19 protein-coding genes are annotated in these 26025 nt (G+C 34.6%); 4 read left to right on the forward strand and 15 right to left on the reverse strand.

Going from position 1 to position 26025, the window contains the following annotated elements; all coding sequences use genetic code 11:
* Positions 1–63: 63 nt before the first annotated feature.
* Entirely contained in the window at positions 64–1431 is a 1368-nt protein-coding gene (locus IRZ99_RS07130; RefSeq protein ID WP_194656606.1) for a DUF1080 domain-containing protein, read from the forward strand.
* Between the two features lie 89 nt (positions 1432–1520).
* Here the strand turns inward: IRZ99_RS07130 and IRZ99_RS07135 are convergent, their stop codons facing one another.
* The 9 genes from IRZ99_RS07135 to IRZ99_RS07175 form a co-directional block, all read right to left on the reverse strand.
* The gene (locus IRZ99_RS07135; RefSeq protein WP_194656607.1) at positions 1521–2948 is read right to left on the reverse strand and encodes a Gfo/Idh/MocA family protein; all 1428 of its coding nucleotides are present in this window, start codon (positions 2946–2948) and stop codon (positions 1521–1523) included.
* Positions 2949–3057: 109 nt separating this feature from the next.
* Positions 3058–4266, reverse strand: coding sequence for a Gfo/Idh/MocA family protein (locus tag IRZ99_RS07140; RefSeq protein WP_194656608.1), 1209 nt, complete (start codon positions 4264–4266; stop codon positions 3058–3060).
* Between the two features lie 282 nt (positions 4267–4548).
* A complete protein-coding gene (locus tag IRZ99_RS07145; protein WP_194656609.1) occupies positions 4549–7743 on the reverse strand; it encodes a glycoside hydrolase family 2 TIM barrel-domain containing protein in 3195 nt (1064 codons plus the stop codon).
* Positions 7744–8306: 563 nt separating this feature from the next.
* Positions 8307–10301, reverse strand: coding sequence for a RagB/SusD family nutrient uptake outer membrane protein (locus IRZ99_RS07150; protein ID WP_194656610.1), 1995 nt, complete (start codon positions 10299–10301; stop codon positions 8307–8309).
* A 31-nt stretch (positions 10302–10332) separates the two neighbouring features.
* The gene (locus IRZ99_RS07155; protein WP_194656611.1) at positions 10333–13845 is read right to left on the reverse strand and encodes a TonB-dependent receptor; all 3513 of its coding nucleotides are present in this window, start codon (positions 13843–13845) and stop codon (positions 10333–10335) included.
* A gap of 123 nt (positions 13846–13968) precedes the next feature.
* Complete coding sequence (locus IRZ99_RS07160; RefSeq protein WP_194656612.1) at positions 13969–15090, reverse strand: FecR family protein; 1122 nt, start codon at positions 15088–15090, stop codon at positions 13969–13971.
* A gap of 86 nt (positions 15091–15176) precedes the next feature.
* The gene (locus IRZ99_RS07165) at positions 15177–15710 is read right to left on the reverse strand and encodes an RNA polymerase sigma factor (protein ID WP_194656613.1); all 534 of its coding nucleotides are present in this window, start codon (positions 15708–15710) and stop codon (positions 15177–15179) included.
* Positions 15711–16396: 686 nt separating this feature from the next.
* The gene (locus tag IRZ99_RS07170) at positions 16397–16909 is read right to left on the reverse strand and encodes a PRC-barrel domain-containing protein (RefSeq protein ID WP_194656614.1); all 513 of its coding nucleotides are present in this window, start codon (positions 16907–16909) and stop codon (positions 16397–16399) included.
* Positions 16910–17096: 187 nt separating this feature from the next.
* Positions 17097–17252: a hypothetical protein gene (locus IRZ99_RS07175; RefSeq protein ID WP_194656615.1), complete on the reverse strand. Its 156-nt coding sequence runs from the start codon at positions 17250–17252 to the stop codon at positions 17097–17099.
* A gap of 312 nt (positions 17253–17564) precedes the next feature.
* Here IRZ99_RS07175 and IRZ99_RS07180 point away from each other — a divergent pair, with 312 nt between their 5' ends.
* From IRZ99_RS07180 to IRZ99_RS07190, 3 genes are all read left to right on the forward strand, one after another.
* On the forward strand, positions 17565–18431 hold the full coding sequence (locus IRZ99_RS07180; RefSeq protein WP_194656616.1) for a class I SAM-dependent methyltransferase: 867 nt from the start codon (positions 17565–17567) through the stop codon (positions 18429–18431).
* Positions 18432–18498: 67 nt separating this feature from the next.
* Entirely contained in the window at positions 18499–20220 is a 1722-nt protein-coding gene (locus IRZ99_RS07185; RefSeq protein ID WP_194656617.1) for a M48 family metallopeptidase, read from the forward strand.
* Positions 20221–20418: 198 nt separating this feature from the next.
* Positions 20419–20778 carry a hypothetical protein gene (locus IRZ99_RS07190; RefSeq protein ID WP_194656618.1) on the forward strand — a complete coding sequence of 120 codons (360 nt, stop codon included), beginning with the start codon at positions 20419–20421 and terminating at the stop codon, positions 20776–20778.
* Positions 20779–20785: 7 nt separating this feature from the next.
* Here the strand turns inward: IRZ99_RS07190 and IRZ99_RS07195 are convergent, their stop codons facing one another.
* The 6 genes from IRZ99_RS07195 to IRZ99_RS07220 all read right to left on the reverse strand — a co-directional run bounded on the left by IRZ99_RS07195 (position 20786) and on the right by IRZ99_RS07220 (position 25979).
* Entirely contained in the window at positions 20786–21244 is a 459-nt protein-coding gene (locus IRZ99_RS07195; RefSeq protein ID WP_194656619.1) for an RNA methyltransferase, read from the reverse strand.
* Positions 21245–21357: 113 nt separating this feature from the next.
* Positions 21358–22107 carry a LuxR C-terminal-related transcriptional regulator gene (locus tag IRZ99_RS07200; RefSeq protein WP_194656620.1) on the reverse strand — a complete coding sequence of 250 codons (750 nt, stop codon included), beginning with the start codon at positions 22105–22107 and terminating at the stop codon, positions 21358–21360.
* 465 nt (positions 22108–22572) lie between these two features.
* Positions 22573–23967 (reverse strand): aldehyde dehydrogenase family protein, encoded by a 1395-nt coding sequence (locus IRZ99_RS07205; protein ID WP_194656621.1) that lies wholly within the window; start codon positions 23965–23967, stop codon positions 22573–22575.
* A gap of 109 nt (positions 23968–24076) precedes the next feature.
* Positions 24077–24382: a putative quinol monooxygenase gene (locus IRZ99_RS07210; RefSeq protein WP_194656622.1), complete on the reverse strand. Its 306-nt coding sequence runs from the start codon at positions 24380–24382 to the stop codon at positions 24077–24079.
* 106 nt (positions 24383–24488) lie between these two features.
* Positions 24489–25268 (reverse strand): type 1 glutamine amidotransferase domain-containing protein, encoded by a 780-nt coding sequence (locus IRZ99_RS07215; protein ID WP_228519041.1) that lies wholly within the window; start codon positions 25266–25268, stop codon positions 24489–24491.
* 141 nt (positions 25269–25409) lie between these two features.
* Positions 25410–25979: a Crp/Fnr family transcriptional regulator gene (locus IRZ99_RS07220; protein ID WP_194656623.1), complete on the reverse strand. Its 570-nt coding sequence runs from the start codon at positions 25977–25979 to the stop codon at positions 25410–25412.
* Between the last annotated feature and the right edge of the window lie 46 nt (positions 25980–26025).

Here is a 26025-nt window from a genome sequence, read left to right on the forward strand (position 1 = left end):
AGTATGTTCTAGTAAATTATACCGCTATACTATTAACCTTTTCAGTAACTAAACCACAGAAGAATGAAACAAATCACAACACTCTTTATTTTATTGATCGCACTTAATTCTGGTGCGCAATCAAATAACTGGCAATCCTTATTTGATGGAAAAACGCTTAAGGGATGGAAACAGCTCACCGGATCGGCTATTTATACAGCAGAAAACGGAATGATCGTTGGCACAACGGTAGATAAATCACCTAATTCTTTTCTTGTAAGTGACCAACGCTTAACCAGTGATTTTGTATTGGAAATGGAAACCATGATGACAGATGCAAACACCAACTCAGGTATACAATTTAAAAGTAATTTTGATACAAAAGCCAATGATGGCAAAGGACGTGTCTACGGTTATCAGTACGAATTAGATCCTTCTGATCGTAAATGGAGTGGTGGAATCTATGATGAAGGAAGAAGAGAATGGTTATATCCCGCATCAAACAATCCAAAAGGTCAGCTACTTTTCACCCCAAATGTGTTTCACAAAGTCCGTATAGAATGTATTGGCAATACGGTAAAAACATGGTTAGACGGAACTCCGGTTTCTTATCTCGCAGATTCTATAACAAGCAACGAAGGTATCCTTGCCTTACAAGTACATTCTATTGGCAAAGCTAAAGATGCAGGTATTAAAATATTCTGGAAGAATATCAGAGTTCAGACAAAGAATATTAAACCACTTGCCTTTCCGGAAGGTATTTATGTTGCTAACTTTATCCCAAATAAACTTACCCCGTATGAAGAAAAGAGCGATTGGAAATTATTGTTTGATGGAAAAACTTCAACAGGATGGGTTGGCGCTTACAAAAACTCTTTTCCTGATAAAGGATGGGAATTGAAAGACGGCCTTTTAAAAGTATTGTCTTCAAACGGAAGTGAATCGACAAATGGCGGTGATATTGTCACTCAAAAAGAGTATGCTGCATTTGATTTGTCATTTGATTTTAAATTGACAGATGGTGCCAATAGCGGTATCAAATATTTCGTAACATTGAGCGAGAAAAACAGTGGCTCTGCTATAGGTTTAGAATATCAATTGCTTGATGATGTGCTACATCCGGATGCAAAATTAGGCAGAGATGGTAATCGTACACTTGGTTCATTATATGATTTAATCAAAGCGCAAAAAACAGAACGTTTCTTCCGTAAACCTGGAAACTGGAATACGGGTCGTGTTATTGTTTATCCCAATAACCATGTTGAACATTATCTAAATGGTGTAAAAGTATTGGAGTATGACAGAGGTTCACAAGCATTCCGTGACTTAGTTGCCCAAAGCAAATACAAAGTCTGGCCAAACTTTGGTGAAGCAGAAAAAGGGCATATTTTGATACAAGATCACGGTAATGAAGTGAGCTTTAGAAGTATTAAAATCAGAGAATTGAAATAGTACTTCGACTGAAACTAAATTGTAAATAATAAAAAAGAAACCCAATCCGTTTAAGATTGGGTTTCTTTTTTATCAAATTATGTGAAAAATTATACTTTATAATATTGTTCCCATCCTTTGCGTGGTGGCGGCCCCACTAATAATTCATTTGCATTTTTACTACTGGTAATTATTTTTTTACTTCTGTCAAAAACAATTTTTTCGCCTGTCCATTGCGCTAAAACTCCAAGGCAAAAAACCTGGCTTAAAGGCCCCGCAATCTCAAAAGGAGAACGTGTTTTTTCTTGTCCTTTACATGCTTTTAGAAAATTAGCGAAGTGATTCGATGTACTTTCCGGAACAACAGGTAAACGAGAAGCCATCTCTTTTGCTTTTTCTTCAGGAATAATTGACAATGTACTCCCGTGTGAACCTCCTTTAAAAGTCAAATCCTTGCTGTAAATAATTTTGCCTGGATTTAATTTTGCAGGAGCAATTGCTCCATTGCTTGGTGGCGGAATATTAGGATCAAGTCCCTGTACTCCATATCCTGCCGGTATTGGCGGAAGATTATCTACTCCGTCATACCATTTAATTTCGACCGGCGGCATACTGTCGCGTTTAGGGAATTTGAATGACAGTGTTGTAGACATAGGATAAAAAAAGTCGTTATGCCCTTCTAATTTAATTGGATCAACTTCATAAGGAAGACCGAGGTCAAGAAACTGGTGAGCTGTATCCAAAATATGCGCTCCCCAATCGCCTAATGCCCCCATGCCAAAGTCGTACCAACAACGCCACTGACCATTTACAAAGTCTTTGTTATACTGATGTCCCTGGGTTTGCATTTGCCACATCTCCCAATCAAGTGTGCTTGGTATAGGTTGCGCTGGTGGAAATGAAGTAATTTTCGGGTTCCAGCTGTGCCAGCGTCTCGGAGAATTCATGTGTGCCGTAATAGCGGTTACATCTTTTATTATTCCAGCGTCAACCCAGGACTTAAACTGAAAATAATTAGCTTCAGAATGTCCTTGATTTCCCATTTGGGTAACCACTTTTGGATGTTTTCTGGCCGCTTTTATCATCAGCTCTACTTCGTTGAAGCTGCGGGCCATTGGTTTTTCTACATATACGTGTTTGCCAAGTCCAATCGCCATCATTGTAATTGGAAAATGAGAAAAATCAGGTGTACCAATAGAAACTGCTTCTATCTGATTGCCCATTTTATCAAACATTTGTCTAAAATCTTTAAACCGGGGTACATTTGGAAACTCTTTTAATATTTCTAAAGTGTGAGGTGCTTCCATATCTACATCGCACAGTGCTACAATATTGGCTAATCCTGTTTTGTAGAGCTCACGAATAATCTCTCCACCTCTGTTGCCAATTCCAACACAGGCAAGATTTACTTTTTCAGCACTTCCAAAACCAGAAAACTTTAGCTCATTGGCAAACAAAAAACCAGGTGTTGCAACTGCCGCTGATGCCAAAATGGCTTGCGTTAAAAACTTTCTTCTTGAATAATTATTGTCAGACATATAAAAGTGATTTTTTTAAAATATAAAAATTAAACAAACTCAATATCAAATAAAAAGCATCGTAGTACTACAAACTTAATAAAAAAAATGCCCGTTGTTTTTTAGCTTTTTAAACCAGATTAAATTCAGGCTGCCATTTTTCAATGCCATTCTTATAAATTGCTTTATTCATAAGATGCACGCAACAAGCTGTTTTGGCACCAGTTATAACATTAGATACGGGCGTAGCATTTGTTGTGATGCTTTTATAAAATTCTTGTAAGGCATACCAGCTTCCATCTTTTGATTTTTCTTTTAGAATAGGAGTACCACCATCCTTGTTCCATTCAATTTTTGAAGCGCCGGTAACACCATCAACTGTTTCAAGTTCCTTCCTCGTTTGCTTTTCTGGATAAAATAGTCCTTCATCCATCAACAATTCAATGGTACCTTTAGTTCCTTTTAATTTAAAAAGATAGCCGTCTTTTTCATTAGCGCAGGTAGCACCAAAATTTCCGATCATTCCTTCTTTATTGTAACGAAGAATGGTTTGTACATTATCAAAAGTTTCTCTTCCGTCTTTGTAAAAATCAATTCCGCCGGTTCCCAATATTTCATCAGGATGGGTATTAAAAGCCCAGTTAATAAAATCAACCTGATGGGATAATAATTCCGCCGGCAAACCGCCTGAATATTCCTTGTACATTCGCCAGTTTATTTGTTGATCTGTATAACCTGCAGGTACAGTTCTTCTCCAGTTTGCGTTACGATCCCATCGACAATCAATCTGTGTCACCTTACCAAGATAACCGCTATCAATCATTTGTTTTACTTTAAAATAAAGTGGTGTGTAGCGATATTGATGACCAACCTGCAAAATCAGATTGGGATTTTCCTTTGTCAGCGCAACAAGTTCAAGAGCCTGTTTTGCATTATACGTCATTGTTTTTTCTAAATATACATGCTTTCCGGCTTTGATAGCGGCGGCTGCAATTTCGTAATGATTGTAAAGAGGCGTCGCAATAATTACCGCATCAATTGTTTTATCATCCAGCAATCTTCGGTAATCTTTCTCGTAACGGATATTATTTTGTTTATCCAATGTCTTAGCCTGCTCCAAACGAAATGGCAATACATCGCAAACCGATTTCAATTGAAACTCTTCTGGCATATTATTAATTACACTCCCCAGACCTTTGCCCCTGTCTCCACAGCCAATTATTCCAATTGAAATAATTTTTGCTGTTTCTGTAAAAGAGTATGCCTGCAGCATTTGCTGATGCAATAAAAGTCCAGCTGTAAATAAACCTGATTGGCGAATAAAATTCCTGCGCTTCATATAGTAAACAAGATTAAAAAATTAAAAAAGCAAGACTTGCTCTATGGCTATAATAAATTGTCCTTCTAATATAGAAATTAATACTTTCAAAAAATGGAGTAGTAAAAATATTTTATAAAAAACATACTATAAATAATACCACTAAAAAGTTTTTTACGATAGATAGCAGACGGAGATACCTATTACTAAAAATTAAAAGTCAGTGTAAACACGAACTCCAGATCGGTAAAAAAGCCTCCAAAATCTAATGTCTTTGGAGGCTTTTATTTTTATAAATAGCTTTTACTTTTTGCTTAACTGAATTTGATAATTGAAAGAAGTTGGCTTGGCATATACCATATATTGCTCTAATGGTCTTGGTCCACATCCGTTAGAACCAACTCCCAGCGTTTTATGACTAACGCATAAAACCGTGCCTTTACTTTTTGGAAGATCAATTTTATATTCAACCGGATCCATTTCCTCATCACTGTAAGGAAGTGCAGAAACCTGCAGAAACGAATCAACTTGTTTTACAGTTATTCCTGTTCCTTTTCCTGAAGCAAGATTTGCCCAGCGAACATCTTCATGATTGCCACATTCCATTGGTTTTTCGTAAGGTGTTAATTGTTGAGCGACAGTGCTGTTATAATGCCCCACATCAAATCCGCTTTTGCGATCGGCATAATTTTCCACTGGACCACGACCTAGATAATCGAATTGGTCAATTTCCTTTTTCAGAAACATACGAACACCAATTCTTGCCAAAATTAATTTAGGATCGTTAAAGCTAACATTGTTTGCAGCTCTTATAGTTCCAGTTCCATCAATTGTGTAAACCGCTTTATGTTCTACCTTAAAATTTTCTTTGCCTCTACCGGTTAAACTTACTGTAATTTCAACTACATCTGGAGAAACCTGCTTGCTTTTTACCTCATTTGTCACCCAGCTAATATTTTTCAAACCGTATTTTTCCCAGTCACGATAAGCCCACATATCATCCGTTTGGTGAGGAGCACGCCATAAATGAAGTTTTGGTCCGCCTTCTTCTTGCAGGATATTTTCCCCGCCTTTCTCTAATTTTGTAAATGTTCCTTTTTCTTTATCAAAATCAAGACTAAAATCGTTCCCTTTTATATTGATATTCTCTTTAGTTTCACTTAAAGTTAATTTGCCTCCTTGGGCTGTATTCTTCGCAGCTGGTACCGGCACATTTAATTCAAATTGCTGCCAGGCAACTTCAAACCCTTTTTTCGCCCAATTCTGATCGTTTATCAGATAAAATGAAACTCTTACAAAATATTCAGCACCAGGTTTCGGCGTAATAGTAAATGGTATTTTTATATCTTTTTCTGTACCAGGATTGATTGTTCCTACTTCTAAATTACCAGAAGATACTGGAGAACCATTCTCTGTTAATTCCCATTTAGCAGCTAAACCATCAAGGTTAAGAAACTGATAACGATTTTTTATTGTTACCATTCCATTTTTAATGTCTTTATCTCGAATACTGATCCATTGATAAGCATGTTTTAATTCCGGAAAATGAGGTTTTGGCGATCTGTCTGAGAAAACTACTCCTTTATGAATGAAATATCTATCATTTGGAAATTCACCAAATCCGCCGCCAAATGCAGTAATAGGATGTTTAGGATCACGATTGTTATAGATTCCCTGATCCTGCCATTCCCAAATAGCACCGCCTAGCAATTGAGGATAATTGTCAAACATCTCATTATAAAGATCTACTGAACCCATTGAATTGAACATTGCATGTGCATATTCACATAAGTAAAAAGGTTTAGTAAGCGAATTGTCTTTCGCATGTTCTTCCATAGGTGCTATCTGCGTATACATCTGACTGTCAATATCAGCAGGATTTTTTGTACCAATACCAAAACCTTCATAATGTGTAGGACGATCAGGATCAATTGCTTTGATTGCAGCTAAAGCCGCTCTAAAATTAGTCCCCCCATTTCCGTTTTCATTACCCAATGACCAAATAATAACGGAAGGATGGTTTTTAAAATTTTGAACGTTAGCTACATTTCGATCAATAATCGCCGCTTTTATAGTTGGAACTTCATTGAATTGATTCTGTTCTTCGTGACATTCTACATTGGCCTCTGCAACAAGATAAATTCCGTATTCATCACAAAGCTCATACCATCTTGGATCGTCAGAATAATGGCTTGTACGAACGTGGTTGCTGTTCGTTTGTTTGATAAGTGTAATATCTTTTATCATTTGCTCTTCTGTGACAGCATGACCAACATCCGGGAAATTTTCGTGACGGTTAACACCTTTTAATTTTATTGCAACACCATTAACCTTAAATAAACGGCCATCTATTAGAATTTCTCTGAAACCAGTACGTGAAGACAAAGTCTCTACGGTGTTTTTGCCGCTTTTTAAAGTAAGAACAGTTGTGTATAAATTTGGCGTTTCAGCAGTCCATTTTTTTGGATTGCTTACTTGAAAATTTACAGTTACCGATACTTCTTCACCAGGCTTTAAAGCGGGAATCATTTTTATTCCAGCTGCTGTATTAACTGCTGTTGTTCCATCATATAGAGCAGCATTCAGCTCTGATGGTTTTGTAGCCGTTGTGCCATAATTTTTCACTTTAGTTGTTACAGTTACTTCAGCATTGCGATACTGATCATCTAAGTTGGTTTTGATAAAATAATCACGAATATGCTGTTGTGGAGCACTCCATAACGTTACGTTTCTGAAGATACCACTAAGTCGCCACATGTCCTGATTTTCAAGATAACTGCCACTTGTAAAACGATATACCTCAACAGCCACGACATTTTTACCAGGCTTTACATATTTAGTCAGGTCAAATTCGGCAGCATTACGACTGTTAACGCTATAGCCTACTTTTTTACCGTTTATCCAAAGGAAAAAACCAGCATCTACTCCATCAAAAGTTATAAAAATACGTCGGCCTTTCCAGTTTTCAGGAAGTGTAAAATCACGTCTGTAGCTGCCCACAGGATTTCTCTCTGTAAAATTGGTATATTTTTCAGATGGAGTTCCCATTACATGTGGAAAGTCTTTTTTGAAAATATAGGTAAAGTTACTGTAGTTTGGTGTTCCGTAACCTTGTACCTGCCAATTTGAAGGGACTTTAATTTCCTTCCAGGCTGATACATTATAATCTGTCTTATAAAAATTTACAGGTCGTTTTTGAGGCCAGTCGACCCAATTAAATTTCCACATGCCATTTAAGCTTTGGCTAAAAGAAGAAGAATGTCTTTTTGCTGTCAGGGCTTCTTTAAGCGAAGCATATGGCATTAAGGTTGCGTGGGCAGCCTCTTTATTAATTCCGATAATTTCAGGATCTTCTATTTCTTTAGGAACTTTGGCAGTATCCTGAGCTGAAAAGTTATGCTCTAATTTTTGAAAGGCAAAACAAGGGTTTTGAATGAATGCCAGAATTAAAATAAGTAAAATTTTGACGGTTTGTTTTTTGAATAATTGCAGAATCATGATAGTTTTTGTGTTATGAAAATTAACAGTAATCGACAGGGTCTTAGTTTTTAGTATTTATTTTTATGATTTAAAGAAATCCTTTTTATTTGTTTTTTTAGTATTTTCTTTTGTGATGGCAGGATTCAGCGGGTAAAGTCTTTAGTACACTAACCACATATCCGGAAGACATTCACCCGCATTATCCAGACCACTTTACAGGCAGTTTCCGGAGCCTTAAAGGTCTTTTAATATTAGGACTTTTGTTTTTTATCATACCGTTATTTTACAATATTTTCATTTTTCTTACTATAGAATTATAACTGAATGTTTTATTTTTTCGATCTGGCTACCTGAGTATTGCTTTTTTTAAAGCTGTATTTTCAACAAGGTCTAAAACTACCACAGTTCTAAAATTTTCTTCCACTACATTATTGTATTTTATTATTGTTTGCTTATCCTCAAAAAGCATCTAAGAAAAACACTTGTCTTTCAATATGATAAAAGTATAGTTCCGGAAATCGAAATTGTTTACCAATGAATTCTCTTCCCAGAACCATACTTTATTTTAAATTGTTAAACTATTAGTTTATTGGGCCTGTATTCGCTGTCGTTGGCCAATTTGGATTTTGATAAATTGGTGACGATGCTACATCATTATTTGGAGATGTAATTAAAAAATGCTGTACCGCAATAGGATTTAAGTAATGTGCCATTGTCCAACGGTACCCATTATACGCTAAAATTGAAGGGTTCTTTTGATAAAGACGTAAATAAGGGCTAAGAGATGGATCTGAAACTGTACTTTGATCACCTATTCCATAGGTTAATTTACCTGGAGCATACCATTCTTGCATAGGCCCCCATAATTTAAACCCTTCAATTTGATAAGGATTTGAAATCATCTGATCCATAGCTCTCCAGCGACGTAAGTCATCCAGACGAAAACCTTCACCCAGCATTTCTACACGTCGTTCTCTACGTATATTATATAAGGTAGCATCAATCAATACACCAGCAGAATAAGCTCCCCAATCATTTTTGGCTTCCTTACTCATAGTCGTTGCCGCTATGGTTTTTTGAAAGTCAGTATCTACACCGGCTCTTTCTCTTATTTTTTTCCAATAGCTACCAGCAGTAGCATCTATAGCACCATTCTTTTCATAACTTGCTTCTATGTAATTTAAATAAGCTTCTACCCCTCTAAAAGCAATACTTCCCATAGAACTTCCGGTATGCTGACCATAATTTGCTCCATCATAATTATTTCCTTTGGCATGGTGATAGCCTGTAGGCTGATCACGATCCGCATCTGACTTTACTATGTCTGGAATAATTGCTACAGTTGTACCATGTGTATTTAAAGGTGATGCATACAGAATATTTATTTGTCCAGGCTCTGATAACCAAAGATTTAAACGCATGTCCCTTTTCTTTTTTACATCTGCGATATAATCATCACCAACGTATCCGGATCCAGATGCATAGATTGGTAAACCATTAGCCATTAAACAACTGTCTACAAAACCTCTTGTATAACCGGCTCCCCCACTTTGTATAGAAATACCGTATGAATTACTGACACCAAGACCAACATCAAATGCGCGCCATAGCAATACTTCATTATATTTGCTTAAATCAACATCGCTAAACATCTTTAAAAAAGGATTGGCATTACTTGCTTCGGCACGATCTAAGTAAGACTCACCTGCAACCTCCGTTTTTTGTGTATTTGGAGTTAAATTGACCTGGTCCGCAACAGTCTTTGCAGCGTCCATAGCCTGTGTTAAAAAATAATCAATCTCCCCGTCTATACTTCCTGACGGAAACTGATATCCCTGATTGTATGCTTTTTCAGCTCCTGGCCATCCCGGACCATTAGGAACAAACGCAGTCCCTTTAAAATATTTCTCCCACGTACCTTCATAAAGTCCAACTCTGGATTTCATCAATTGTGCCACCTGTTTGGATAATCTGTTACTTTTTCCGTCAATGCTTGAATTACTCATCAAAGTACTTGCAGAATCTAAATCTGAAATTATAAAACGGGCAACTTCATTTCTTGGCGCCCTTTCGCTTAATTTTATCAATTGATTCAAGTCCAAATCCGGAGTAGTTTTAACAATTGGGAAATCACCTAGTGCTACCAATTTTTGATAGTAGATATAAGCTCTTAAAAAGTACATTTCACCAATGTAGTGATTAACATTCGCAGGACTACCGGCAATTTGATTGTTTTTCCACTTTGGGATAACAGTTTTCAAAAAGTAATTGCACTTGTAAATATTCTGAAAATCCCAATCGCCTCCAGAAGAAGGTACAAGCCATTGACCCGGAACATAACGGTTATCATAACCACGATCTGCCTGAGTATCTGTACCGCTGTCTCTACCATATGCCTCCATCACCGGAAAAACGCCATACAAGTCAATAGTATATGCGGCAAGCTGAGATTCTTCGTTTAAGTACTTTTCGGGTGTAATTTGAGATAAGGGCTCTCTTTCCAGGAAGTCATCTTCACAGGAAACAAAGACAATAGTCAACACCGCTAGTAATAGTCTGATTATATTTGCTCTCATTATATATATATTTTAGTTTTTTTATCGTTTATTAAAGTGAAATGTTTAAGCCAAGAGAATAGGTCTTAGACAATGGATAAACGTTACCATCTTGTCCCACTTTATCAAGGCTCTCAGGATCAAACATTCCTGGGACATCAGTTACTGTCCAAATGTTTTCTGCTGAAAAAAAGAATCGCACATTACTTACACCAATTCGCTCAAGTGCTTGTTTCGGTAAAGAATATCCGAACTGCAAATTCTTAAGCCTCATATAGGCAGCATTGATAAGATACCTTGATTGCGTTTTTTGGTTTTTATCACTTCCAACTACCGGACGTGCATAATAGGAATCAAGATTTTCCCCAAGAGGGCTGTTTGCATCGTCTCTGAAATAATCCAAATGCTCTGCTAATCCTGTAGACCCCCAAACACTTCCTTTCATTCCCCAGAAAAGAGCTGTATTGTTCCAATAATCTCTTTTGCCTACACCTTGAAAAAACGCTCTAAAATCAAATCCTTTGTAGTTCGCTCCCAAATCTAAGCCGTACGTATAACGAGCTTTATTGTTTCCAATTTTCACATAATCCCCATGATCATTTAGTGTATTAGAACCATTATTAATTACGCCATCCCCATTTACATCCTGATACATTATATCTCCGGCTCCCCACGTATTCCCTAAGCCATTCTGACCCCCATTTGGCAAAGAACTCAAGTGAGCATCCATTTCTGCCTGTGTCTTTGCAATACCAATAGTTTGGTACCCCCAGATATCACCTTCCATTTGCCCGGCAATACGCTTATCAAAAGTATTAGTTAAATTTGGGAACCTTGTAATTTTAGTTTGATTATCGGCAAGCAATGCTGTTATACTATAACCAAAACCATTGTTTAATTGCTGTTTCCATGATATATTCATATCAAAACCATAGGTCTCCAAATCAGTATTGTTAGATTTAGGAACTGCTGTACCTAATATGACCGGCAATTCCTGAGCATCACCAACCATGTTATTTGTAGTACGTTTGAAATAATCGAACGTTCCCGTAAGTCTATTATTAAATAAGGCAAAGTCTACACCGACATCCCAAGTCTTTACTGTTTCCCAAGTAAGATCTGGGTCAACTAATCCTGGAGCAGTAGCGGTATTAGGTCTGGTTCCATTTACCAACCAATTTCCATTGGCAATTCCAATAGGCTGTGTTACATAAGTTATATACCAGTTATTAGTATCCTGATTTGCTAATGAACCGTATGATGCTCTAAATTTCAGCATTCCCACCACACTTTCTAAAGGTTTCCAAAATGCTTCTTTAGCAACATTCCAACCAACTGATACAGAAGGTGACCACACCCATCTGGTATCTGTACGGAAACGGGAAGAACCATCATAACGCAGATTACCTTCTATTAGATATCGACCATCATAATTATAATTGATACGTCCAAAATAACCATTTAGCGCCCAGTCACCGTATCTACCATTAACATTTGGAGGTACAATCTTTCCATAATAATCTGTACCTGAAGTAGCGTCAATTACAGGAATATCACGTATTATGATTCCCTGTCTCGTCGCACCTAAATCTCTATTATTAGTAGTTTCAGCCTGCATTCCCAACAATCCTGTAAAATGATGATTACCAAAGCTTTTGTTATAGTCTGTATAAATATTAGAGTTCCAATAATCTTCTTTATAAGCTTGTTCATGAACTTCGGATTTGCTATCCGCCACATAAGGATTACCTGCTACGTCATGATTGTAAGTAGTTTGAAGATCCCAATGCTGAAATTCATTAATTGTACGATAAGTATAATCCCATTTTAGTTTCCAATCCTGAGTTAATTTAAAAACCAAATTTAATTGCTGTACAAAAGTGTCCTTTATTTTATTCTGCTGCCCACCATCTCTAAGGGGTAGCGCCGGTGAAGGACTATCATACAAAAAGCCATTAGGGTCATACAACGGCAATACGGGCCACCCTTGACGAGCCAAATCGTTAAACAAGCCATCAGTCATGTTTGTTGGCCTTGCATAATTTTCTCTAATGAAACGATTGGTATACGTTAGAGATAACCATTTAAATAAATCAGCATTTATTCTCAATGATGTGTTATATCTTTTAAACTGATCGCCATTAAATCTCATAAAACCAGGCTGATCCACAAATGCTCCTGATAAATAGTACGTTAAGCCTTCTTTACCTCCACTTATATTTAAATCTGTTTGTTGAGAAATTACAGAAGGCTTAAAGACTGCATCATACCAGTCTACATTATCATTTCCGTGATCATACCCATCTCCCCATTTAGTAGGATCTCCTGGACGGGGAATTATTGTTGTCGTTATCTTTCCATCCTGAAAATCCTTAATACGCTGCAAACGCTCATCATTAAAAAATGGATTCTGACCATTATTTTTAAAACCATCATTAAAATAAGTCGCAAAAGAGTAAGAATCTAACATATCAGGAAGGATAACCGGGGAGCTGACTCTCGTACTTGTATTTATATTTACAATAGTTTTTCCTGATTTTCCTCTTTTAGTAGTTACTAAAATGACACCAAAAGCAGCTCTTGAACCATAAATAGAAGAAGCAGCAGCGTCTTTTAATACCGAAATATTTTCAATATCGTTCGGATTGATTGAACTTAGATCACCCTCAGCCCCATCAATAAGTACCAATACATTAGCACTCGATCCGTCACCAATAGTTCCTGTTCCACGAATATTGATATTCTGCCTGCTGTCTAAAGCCCCGCCATCTGTGGTAATGTTTAAACCAGCTACTAATCCTTGCAGCGCTTGCGTTGCATTCACTACCGGACGATTTTGTAATTCTTCACCATTAAGCTGACTCACAGCTCCTGTAAGATTAGTTTTCTTTTGAGTACCATACCCCACAACAATAACTTCATTTAGTATGTTGGTGTCTTCTTGTAAAGTGACATTTATTTTTGATTTATCACCAACAGGTATTTCCTGGGTTTTAAAACCTATATAAGAAAATACAAGTACTGCCTGGCTACTTTTAACATCAATACTATACTTTCCATCAAAATCAGTTCCCACACTGTTTTTAAGTCCTTTTTCTATAATAGTTACTCCTGGAATTGGAATGCCCTGTTTATCGGTAACACTTCCTGTTACTTTTATTGCCTGAGCTTGTTTTTTAGGTTCTTCCGGCTTAATTTCATTATCCGCATTGGTTTTTAATAAAATTAGCTTGTCTTTGATAACATATGAAATACCTTTATTCTTAAATAAATAATCTAAGACCGCTGAAATAGGTTTGTTTTTCAGCTTAATTGTTACCAATTCTTCATCATTTATTTTCTTATTGTTGTAAACAAAACTATAATCTGTACGTGACTGTATTTCTAAAAATACAGTACGGATTTTTACGTTTTCTAAATTCAATGTCACTTTACTATTTTGCGAATAGGTATTACTGTGAATTTGAAAAACAGAAATCATTAGGCATAATATTGTCAATTTCATGGTTTTATGTAATTGCAGGCAATAGAGTATTTTCATACCTATGCTATTGTTTTTTTTCATAATTTTGGTTTTTTAGTTAGTTAACTTGCAAGAGTTGATTATTTATTTAAATCGGGAAATTTTGGCGAATTTTCCGATTTTACTTAGTCATGTTTTTCCTCATAGGCAGTTTTCTTTTTTAGGTTAATAAATAGTGATTTTTTTGTTTTCTATTTTATAATTGAAATCAGTATCAAACTGAAAAGTACTTAAAACCTCGTCGATAGTTTGATCCTTAAATTCTGCTGTATAAACCTCTTCGTTTAACTTTTTATTTTTATTTTCTATGGTAACGCCATAGTATCTTTCTAGTTTTCTTATTACTTTATCAAATGGCATTTCTCTAATTACCAAGCCTTTTTCCATCCACTTTGTGGCAATTGAAGTATCTACTTTTGAAAATTGAATATTTTTACTGTTTGGGTGCCAGTCTGCCTCATATCCAGGTTTTAAAAATTGAGCTTTAGTTCCTTTTTCAGCTAATTTTACAGATCCTTCAACAAGAACCGTTTTAACAGAAATATCTTCCGGATAAGAACTAACATTGAATTTGGTTCCTAAAACAGTTATATTCAGTTTATTTACACTTACTATAAAAGGATGTTTTTTATCCTTACTCACTTCAAAGAAAGCTTCCCCGGTAAGTGTTACGTTTCTAAAACCTTTTAGAGAAAATGCAGAAGGGTATTTTAAAGAAGAACCAGCATTCATATGCACTAAAGTTCCATCAGACAATCTTACATTAAAAGTTTTTCCGTTTGGAACCCTTAATAAATTGTATTCGATATCAGTTGGTTTGTTTGCAGCTTTGTTATAGGTTATTTCGTTTTGAGTACTCTTACCGATAATATTACCGTCATTGTCTGTTATGTTTTGCTGTTTTTGGTTAGAAAGCGAAATAATTTCCCCATTTCCCAAATCAAGCGTCACGGCGTAGGGATCCATAATAACATCAGGTTTAGAGTATTGCCATACGCTATACCCTCCAATAATAAAAATTATACCAACGGCAGCATATTTCATAATGGATCTTGCCAGCCGTTTTTTTGTTTTAGAATTTGATTTTGATAGTATTCTATTGAATGCTGCAGTAGGATCTAAATTTTCAATATCGGGAAGATTTCCGGTTTTTAATTTGATCAATTCAAGACGATTAAAGAGCTCTCTGTTTTCAGGCGAAGATTCGAACCACTCAATAAAAGTCGCTTGTTCTGTAACGCTGAGTTGCCCTTTTAATTTTTTAATAATAATTTCTGCTATGTCCATTTTAAATAATATTAGTGTAGGTCTTAAATAAAGATCCTCTATACTAGAAAACGGGTAGTGAAAAAGTAAAAAAAAATTATTTTTTTTTATAAAATGGTGCAGACTGCGGTAATAAGGAGCATAAGATACTGATCCTGAAGTATAGAACGCAAAGTTTTATAACCCTTTTTTAAATGATACTTTACGGTATTTATTGAAATATTAAGTGTTTCAGCAGCTGCTTCATATTTGAGTCCTTCCAATACACATAACTCAAACACACGCTTAGACTGATCTGGCAAAGTACCCAGCATTTCGAAAATATAAGTGCTTTTTTCAAAATCAATTAAATTTTCTTCATGAGAAACTTCAAAAATATCACTTTCGATAATCTTGGTTATTTTCTTACTCTTTTTTATTCTTTTAAGGCTATTATTTTTTATTGAAATAAAAATATAATTTTTAAGATTTAAAATTTCATTTGAAGCATCTAATTGACTTAAGACCTTTTCAATCACATCTTGAACTACATCTTCCGCCTCATCCATATTTTCTAAATAGCTGTACGCAACCAAACACCATTCTCGATAGTGAGTATGAAATAATGTTTCTATATTGTTTAAAGTAAACCTATTTATCATAAGAGTGTATTAAAGCATAACTAATGACTTATTTTCGAAATTTGCGGCTAAATTAAAGAGACAAATTTCAGACTAAGGAATATTTTAATAATTAATATACAAACATAATAAAACGTTTTAGTAAAAAACCAAACAATTATACATTTCTTATTATTTTTATTATAAAAAAACATAAAGTATTTTTTATAATCCAAATTTTAAACAATTACTAACACAAAAGCTGATACTGCTATTTTTCCGCAATATTTTTCCGCAGACTAAATATTAGAAAAAATAATATTCGTAAGAATTTTTATATCGATTTTTTTTATAAAAACGCTTGTATTTCAACAATTATAAGATTGAGGTTTTATTTTCTTTTTCATTTATATTACCCGATTTTCACTTATGGCGTATTTAACAAACATAAAAAATGTCTCTAATTTTGCTACAAAAACTTAAGGCGGTTTTTTCGAAATTTTCAATTTAAAAATTTAAAATATTCTTTTTTAGTTTTCTGCATCGGAAATTAACCATACAAAACATATTGGGCTTTCCTAACCTAGTATTTTATATAAATTTATTTATTCCATAACGCGTATTATATTTATACAAAAAAGATCAAACATAAATTAATGTCTGATCTTTTTTTGGAATCAATTTACCAGATTGATCTTTATCTTATATGACACCTCCAACTAGTAGAATTAGTGATTGTCAAATTCTCTGCGTTTGTAAAAACTGTCATCCTCACTATCATAATTAAGACTAGAATCATTTTCAGGATAGTATGATTTCATTACACTTCGCTCATAATTTCTGTCAAAATTATTTTCTCTGTTGTATCTGCTTGTGCTTCGAAAGGTATCATATCCTATACTATTAGCCATAACAATTTTGGTATCTTTGTTTATATTTACAGATCCAATTGGTATGATAATATGGCTGTCTCCTTCTCTATAGATAAACTCTCTCCCATTGTCATTCGCTATAACATCACGCACTTCATTACGATTGTCCTCTAATAATCCTTTATCTAGTTTTACGTCCAGATAAACTACGCGCTGCATATCTTTATTCACCCAAAGATTATCAATTTTACCAATTGTATGGTTTTCTGCGTCTACTATCTTCCATCCTCTTACATCAGAATAATCTGAAGCTACTTTATAATTGGATAGTTCGTCCAGTCTGTATAAGTTTTTGTCTTTATTTTCCATAATTTTTTAAATAATATTATATACTGTTTTTTTCTGCTGGGTATAACTGCAGGAAACTAATCCATATCATTCAGCATTTCCACAAATAAATTTTTAATTGCATAATCTACACTGTATCAAGCATATTTTCAAATTTCTTAGTGCGCGAAAAAAATATTAGTCCTATTGGATCCTCGGTTATTATGTCTTACTGTGCACTTGTAGTATTTTCGACTTCTATGCTACTTTCACCGTGCGCTTCATGATCTGTAAAATAGACGTAATATATAAGTCCCGCGATTATTAACAATACAGCAATCCAAGGCCATATTGGTTTCTTTTTCTCAATTTTAATTTCTGCCATAACTTATTTTTTATGATTGTAAAATAGTTTTAATTCAATATTAAAGATACAAAGGACACCAGATTAAGAAGTATTTAATTTCAACAGGATGTTACACAATTCCCAGCAGATTAAATGTTTTGAATTAATATCTAAAAGTTCAGATTTAAAACCAATGAAAGATAAAAGGATAATAACATCTTATTTTTTACACAACAAGTCTTACAGAATTAGATAGGATCAATCTAATTTTTAATAATTCAAACGTTTTCATCTTTATTTTAAATCAACAATAATCAATTTAACGTAACTTTAATGTAAAATACTGATATTATGGAAACGAATAACATGCAATTTGACCCTATCAAGTATAAAACCACAACGAGAGAACAATGGCAAGAAGCCGCCAATGCATGGTACCGTTGGAGTGATACGCTTCATCAATGGCTTGGACCTTCAACTGACAGGATGCTGGAACTTGCTGACATTACTAAAGGTAATCACGTGCTGGATATCGCTGCCGGAGCTGGGGAACAAACCATTACTACCGCAAAGAAAGTTGGAACATCTGGTTATGTTTTAGCAACGGATATTTCTCCAAATATTCTTGAATATGCAAAAAAAATGTTTAGTGAGAATGGCTTACATAATGTTGAAACAAAGGTAATGGATGGTGAGAATCTGGAACTGGATGATGCATCATTTGACGCTGTCATTTCAAGGGTTGGTTTGATTTATTTTCCCAATCAGCAAAGAGCATTAAAAGAAATTTTAAGAGTATTAAAACCAGGTGGAAAAGTAGCAGTAATTGTTTATTCGACACCAGAAAAAAATAAATTTTTCTCAATCCCTGTTTCCATTATTCGAAACCGCGCGAAATTACCTCCACCACTCTTAGGTCAACCAGGTCCTTTTAGTTTAGGTTCTGAAGGTGTTATAGAGAAAGCTTTTACTGATGCCGGATTTATTAATGTAAAATCTGAGCTTGTAGATTCACCCCTATATTTATCTTCGGCTGCAGAATGTGTTCAGTTTGAAAAAGAATCTTTTGGTGCCTTGCATCAAATGTTAAGCAGTTTACCAGATCCGGAGAAAGAATCTGTATGGCTTGAAATCGAAAAAGAACTTAAAAGTTTTGAATCAGATAACCGTTTTGTCGGCCCTTGCGAGATGATTGTGGCAATGGGAGAAAAAAAATGAAAATAGAAAAAATGAATTATTGACTCCAGCAGTGTTTTATAAATTCAAGAACTTAAAAAATGAAATTATGCGAAACATTTTCTATTTATTTTGCTCAATTTTAATTTACTGTTCCTGCAATCGGGATGCAAAAAATAAAACTATTAAAACAAGTAGCGTAAGTACTAACTACAACTGCAGTATACCCGAGGTTTCAGACAAAAGTTGGTATTCATCAGGTAAAAAAGCACCTTTATTTAGAGGCCTGGATGGATTTAATTTTCTAATATCTACAAAAAACACAGAAGTCCAAAAATATTTCAATCAAGGATTAATGCTTTCCTTCGGGTTTAATCATGCCGAAGCGGCGCGTTCATTTTTTGAAATTACACTACAGGAACCTCAGTGCGCAATGGGATGGTGGGGTTATGCCTATGTACTTGGTCCAAATTATAATGCCGGCATGGAAAAAGATAATTTTACACGGGCTTTCGACGCTGTAAAAAAAGCAAAGGCATATTCAGGATCTTGTACTGAAAAAGAAAAAGATTTGATTAATGCTTTAATACAACGGTATTCTAAAGATACGACAATTGTACGATCAGTACTCGATTCATCTTATGCTGCCGCAATGCGAAAAGTATATAAAAAATATCCTAAAGATGTCATGATAGGCGCCCTTTTTGCAGAATCCATAATGGATCAACATCCTTGGGATTTATGGAATAAAGACGGAAAACCGCAGCCCTGGACACCAGAAATAATAAGAGTACTTAAAGAATGTATGGTGATAGAACCAAAACATGCTGGCGCAAACCATCTTTATATACATGCTGAAGAAATGTCTCAACATCCTGAAAATGCAGAAAGCAGTGCCGACTTGCTTTACAATTTAGTTCCGGGCTCCGGACATTTGGTACATATGCCGTCTCACATTTATATAAGAACAGGGCGTTACCATGATGGTGTCACTGCTAATCAAAAGGCCGTTGAAATTGACAGCTTGTATATTGATGCATGTCATGCCCAGGGAGCATATCCCCTTGCCTATTATCCTCACAACTATCATTTTCTTTCGGCCTGCGCCACACTAAGCGGAGAAAGTAAACTTGCTATAAAAGGGGCGTTTGCAACGGCTAATCATGCCCATAAAAAACTACTTCTTGACCCTGCATGGTCCACTTTACAACATTATTACGCTATACCCTGGTATGTTCAGGTAAAACTTGGTTTATGGCAAGAGATCCTAAGTGCTCCGCCGCCTGAAAAAGAATTAAAATACCCATTGGTAATTTGGCATTATGCGCAAGGAATGGCAATGCTATCTAAAAGTCAAACAATCGAAGCAAAAAAACACCTTGCCTCTATGAAAAAAATAATGAACGATCCTAAAATAAAAGATTTAACAATTTGGGGTATCAACAGTGTATTTGACTTATGCGAAATTGCCTCGAAAACTTTGGAAGGAGAAATTTACGCCAGAGAAAAGAAATACAATCAGGCAATTCTTCTTTTAAAAGAAGCTGTAAGAAAAGAAGATGCACTAAATTATAATGAACCGCCAGATTGGTTTTTTTCTGTTCGTCATCATTTAGGTGCTGTTTTGATTAGTGCAGGAAAATATAAAGATGCTGTAAAAATATATGAAGATGATTTAAAAAACTTCCCAAATAACGGCTGGGCTTTAAAAGGGCTGGCTATTGCTTTTGAAAAACTTGATGACAAAAATAAGTCTAACGAAGCAAAAATTCGCTTTAATAATGCCTGGAAATATGCGGATATTGAAATTACTTCTTCAAGAATATTGTAAAACTAAATTAGTTCAAAATGCCGTACATACCTTCTGTCAAATATATTTTTATAAATTTGTTCCAACTAATAGATTAATGTGTTCTTAAAAAAGATTTTATTACAACTTAACTAGATCCTAATTTCTACTAAAAAAGAATAAAGTTAACTTGTTTCTGTTTCATCTTAATTAGTTCCCTAATTCTGCATCATCAAATAAATGACTATACAAGATTTAATTGGCACTTATTCTATTTCCGGAAGCAATCAGGATGAAAGCCAGGAACTAACATATAAAGGTATTTTGACTTTATCGTTAGATAAAAACAACCGAATTATTGCGCATTGGGTTATTAATAACACACAAGAACAAAAAGGTTACGGTTTCTTTAAAGACAATATTCTGGTCATTAATTTTAACTACAAAGGAGAAAACAATAAAACTTTTAAAGGAGTTGCTGTTTACCGATGCGTAACTAAAGATGTATTGGATGGATTCTGGTCTGAAAAACACGGAAATCCTCTCTATTTAGGAACGGAATATTGTTTAAGAATGGAAAGTATTGAGAGGCTAAACTAAATATTTTTTAAGAACGAGGCTTCGGTAAGTTTCTGTCGTACATAATAATAGTTCCTGCTATTGCCACGTTTAAGCTTTTTACTGATTTAAACTTTACCAGATGATGGCATTTATCCATTACTTTTTTGGATAAACCATGATCTTCTGCTCCCAATAAATAAACACAACGTCTTGGATGTTCAAAGGTTTCTAAATCTGAAGCTTTATCATCTAATTCAACACCAACCAAGCGTGCGCCTTTAGGTAAGTTTTCGAAAAAAGCTTCAAAAGTATCATAATGAAAATAGGGAATCGCTTTTACTGCATCATGAGTATCCGAGGCTTGTTTTGCATATCGATTACCAATGGTAAATATAAAAGTAGCACCTAAATTTTGAGCCGATCGCCACAAAACACCCAAATTTTCAGGTGTTTTACCATTTTGTATCCCGATCCCAAAATATTCATTTATAAAATTATCATTCATAAATGCAAAAGTACAAACTGTAAGCAGATAAATCAATTTTTTATTGATCCGAAAAAAGGAAACCCACTATTTGTTATTCCTTTTAATACTAAATATTCGTTTTCTACAGCTGATTAAATTATTCCCTGAATAATACAATTCTTTATCAGTTCAGCAGTATTTTTAGAACCAGATTTAGCAAGTATATTATTGCGATGTGTTTTTACTGTCAATGGACTGATGAAAAGTTTCTCGGCTATTTCAGTATTGTTTAAGCCATTCCCTATCTCTTTAATAATATCAACTTCTCTTTTAGAAAATTCAAATCCTTTAACATCTAAATCAAGGCTCAAATTCATAAAAGATGGTTCGCCATTAAGTCCAATAAGTGAAATTTTATAGGTATTAAAAGAGCTTAAATGGTCTATGCGTGTATGAATATTTAATGATTTACCGTATCCACCGTTATCATCCATTGTCAGCATTAGCGCCTGATGATTAAACAATACATAATCACCATTTTCTATTCGGCATCTGTGACTGTAACTTATTTTGTAGCTTAATAGTTTTTCGCGCCCAATATTTTCATAAAAAAAATTTGTCAAAAAGGCTTCTGCTTTTACTACAAACTCAATATCCTCCGGATGAATTGCGCCCAAAACATCATTAAAAGTTAAGGTTTCGGGGCTAAATCCATGCATTTCGTAGAGAGATTGGCTGATATGTGAAAGCGACATATCAAAAAAATCTATTATATAAAAAGAAAATGGGCCTGTGCTAATAATCGAATTCGTAAGCTCATCAAAAGAGATTTGATGAGAAGTTGTTTTGACAGTCCTATTTGACTCCCAAACATTATGAAGATTTTGTATTTCCGGCAGCATAATAAACAAGTAATTTTATTAAACGTTTGTTAAAGCAAATTAACATAAAAAAACGTTTAAATCAAATTAATTGAATAGTAAGTGATTAGAAGCATTACTTCTAACATCGTTTGTTGTTTCGGTTACATCAAACTGTTTAATCCCTGCTCTTATAGAATTCTCTTATACTGACAGCAAGCATTAAAGCTAAAAACAAATAAAGTATAATTCTGATCATCATTTTCGTGTAGTATTAAATTTCTAAAATGCCTTTATAAATTATCCAAAACCTCTGATACACTGCCATTTTTTAATACCTATTGTACACAACAAACTTACTTCATATACAAACCATTTGAAATACACCAAAAGGAGTATATTAAACGCATCATCTTACTATAAAAAAGCAAAAAAGCATTCCAATCGAAATGCTTTTTTGCTTTTTTTATGAAATAAAAACACACCACACCTTGCACGTTAAGTGCTTTACAATGATTTACTTTTAAAAACAGTTAATTTTTCTCTTGTCATTTCATTTATAGTGTACGAAATACCACCAATTCCCAAACCTGAAGAATCTCTACCGCCAAACGGCATCCAGTCTACTCTAAAGGCGGTATTATCATTAATCATGACAGCAGTTGCATTTAGTTTTTTGGCAGTGTCCAGAGCACTATCAATATTCTTTGTGAAAACAGCGGCCTGAAAATGCACATCTAATGCGTTTGCTTTTTTTATTGCTTCTTCCCTATCTGTAAATGGATAAACACAAACAACAGGACCGAAAATTTCGTTAGTTGATACTTTAGAATCTTCTGAAGGATTAAACAAAATTGTCGGCTGAAAACAAGTATCCGAAATTCTTTTTCCTCCAGCAATCACTTTAGCACCTTCCTCAATAGCTTCGTTAACCCATTCTTCAACACGGTTAACTTCCTTTGTTGTAATAAGCGAACCTACATCTGTTTCTTTATCAAATGGATTTCCAACAATTAATTTACTGGTTGCTTCAGAAAACTGTTCAAGAAAACGGTCACAAATTTCCTGATTCACATAAATTTTCTGAACTGAAACACATACCTGTCCTGCGTGATAAAATCCTCCTTTTACCAAATCTGGAATCATTTCGCTAAAATCGGCATCACGCTCTACAATTACGGGTGCTGCTCCGCCGTGTTCTAATGCACATCTCGTTCCTGGAGACAGTTTACTTTTTAAATACCAGCCAACCTTTGCTGAACCAATAAAAGAGAAAAAATGAACTCTCGAATCTGTAACCAGTAGTTCTGCCGTTTCATTGTCGCACAAAACTACTTGCAGCCACCCATCTGGCAAACCGGCTTCTTTTAAAATAGCCGCCAATGCTATACCTGATAATGGCGTATTACTTGATGGTTTAAAAACAACAGGACAACCTGCCGCAACAGCAGTAGCAATTTGATGAACTGCTAAATTTAGTGGGTGATTAAATGCACTCACGGCAACCACAACTCCAATAGGTTCTTTCGAAGTAAAAGCAATTCTGTTTAAAGAAGCTTCAGTAAGTCCCATCGGAATCTGTTCTCCTTTTATTTGTGATACATGTTCAGCTGCTAATTTTACTCCTTTGATGGCTCTAAGTATTTCTGCTTTTGAATCCTTATAAGGCTTTCCTCCTTCGCTGATAGCCAAATGTATCAACTCTTCACTTCTGTCATTCATTATTGAAGCGGCCTTTTCTAATATCTCAATTCTTTTAAAAGCCGGAATCCAATTAGATTGATCATCAAATAAGTTCTGAGCGGTTTCCAGTATAATATCAATATCATTTTTAGTGATCAACGGTAACTCTTTTACAAAACTTTGATCGTATGGGAATATTATTTTTGTGGTGTTTTCCATAATTATTTTTTTAGGACATGAAATTTACTATTTGAAGCAATTTCATGATATGTACTTTAAATTTAATCAAATTATCACTGATTACCATGGCTAAAACCACAATTTGAAGTTAATATTCTAGAGGAGTGGCTAAAACAATTTCCCGGTTATCCAATAATGGAACAATTTTTCCCAAGACCAAATCTTGAAAATAGGAAGAATTTCTATGTTCTGCAACAGCCGCTTCATTACTATATCCTTCAAATAAAATTATTGTATTCAAATCTGAATTACTTTGATGAATTTTATAAAACAAGTTACCTTCTTCTTTAATACTTTCCTGATGTACAGTTTTTAGCAACTGTAAAACATTTTCAATCTGACCTTCTTTTACTTTCCATGTAGCAAAAACATGAATTGGATTTTGATTTTCCATTTTGATTTATTTTTAAATTTTTAAATTTTCAATTATTAAGGAGAATTATGCAGTAATAAAATTATATTGACCTTCTTTTTTTTAGAAGGTCAACACAATTGCATCATTACTTTTTAGAAGATTCTAAAATAACAATCATTTTTTCGGCTACTCCTTTTGCAGAAGCAGGATTTTGTCCCGTAACCAAATTACCATCAGCAATGCTGTGCGCTGACCATACCGCAGCTGCATGAAACTTTGCTCCTTGTTTTGTTAGTGCAGTTTCTAGTAAGAATGGAACATCCGCAATAGCGTAACCTCTTTCCTCTTCATCTGTAAATGATGTTATGTTTTTCCCATTTACAAGATAAGTTCCATTGCTTAATTTTACATTTAATAAAGATACCGGACCGTGACAGACAGCCCCTACAACAGCATTACGTTCGTAGGTTTCTTTAATTACTTTTTTTAGCAGTTCGTTTTCCGGCATATCAACCATTGGAGCTAATCCGCCCGGAACAAAAACGGCATCGTATTGACTAACCTCAACATTGGATAGTTTAACTGCTTTTTGCATAGCTTCCCAGCCCTTTCCTGTTAGAAAAGCAAGGTTATCAGAATCATTTGCCAAATTTAGAGCATCTAAATAAGGAGTGTCCCCAGTTAAACTGGCAAAGTCTATTTGATAATTTGCTCGTTCAAATTCGGCATAAGGGTGCGCTACTTCAGGAAGAAAAGTTCCTGTTCTTCTGTTATTTGGTCCAATTGCATTGGCATTAGATACAATAATTAAAATTTTCTTTTTCATTGTGGATTCATTTTTAAGATTTGTTTGTTGTTTTACTGTTGTGTTTTCTTTCTTAGTTTGTGCATTAGAAGCAAAAACAATTGCTAGGGTTAAAATCATAAGTCTTTTCATTTTTATAAATTTTTGTTGGTTAATGAATTATTTATAGGGCAAATTTATACCAGCTCTCCTCCTCAAAACGAGGAGAAAAGTCACAAAAAAAGTGTGACGAAAATCACACTTTTAGAAGTAATAGCTATGTTATTTGTTACTGGAGTAAAGCCTACTGAGGGTTTCGCGGCTGACTCCGAGATATTCTGCGATATATTTTTTAGGAATCTTTTGCATTAAGCTCGGATAAAGATCTGCAAATTCTTTGTATCGCTGTTGCGGATTACTGGAAAGTAAGGATATTATTCTTTGCTGAAGGGCTATGAAACCTTTAGTAAGTTTTATTCTAAAAAAATGCTCCATTTTATGGAGCACAGCAGAAAGTTCTTCCCTGCCTTCAAGTGTTAAGCACAAAACTTCACCAGGTTCCATACATACCACATACAGGTTTGCCTGTTTTTGATTGAAATAGGCAATATAATCAGACATCCACCAATTTTCAGTAGCAAATTGTACAATATGTTCTTTTCCATCTTCATCCAGATAAAAAACCCTGAAAATACCGCTCATAATAATATATTCATATCTAGCATCGTCGCCTTGCTGAATAAGATATTGATTCTTCAATACTCTTCTAATTGTAAAAAACGGTTTTATAGACTCAAACTCTTCATCGGTTATTGGGATAATTTCTTCAATATGCTTTCTAAGCTTTTCCATAAATATATTTTTACAAAATCAAAGATAAAAGATTTATTGCTGTTTA

The organism is Flavobacterium sp. LC2016-12 (assembly GCF_015351595.1).
GTDB lineage: Bacteria > Bacteroidota > Bacteroidia > Flavobacteriales > Flavobacteriaceae > Flavobacterium.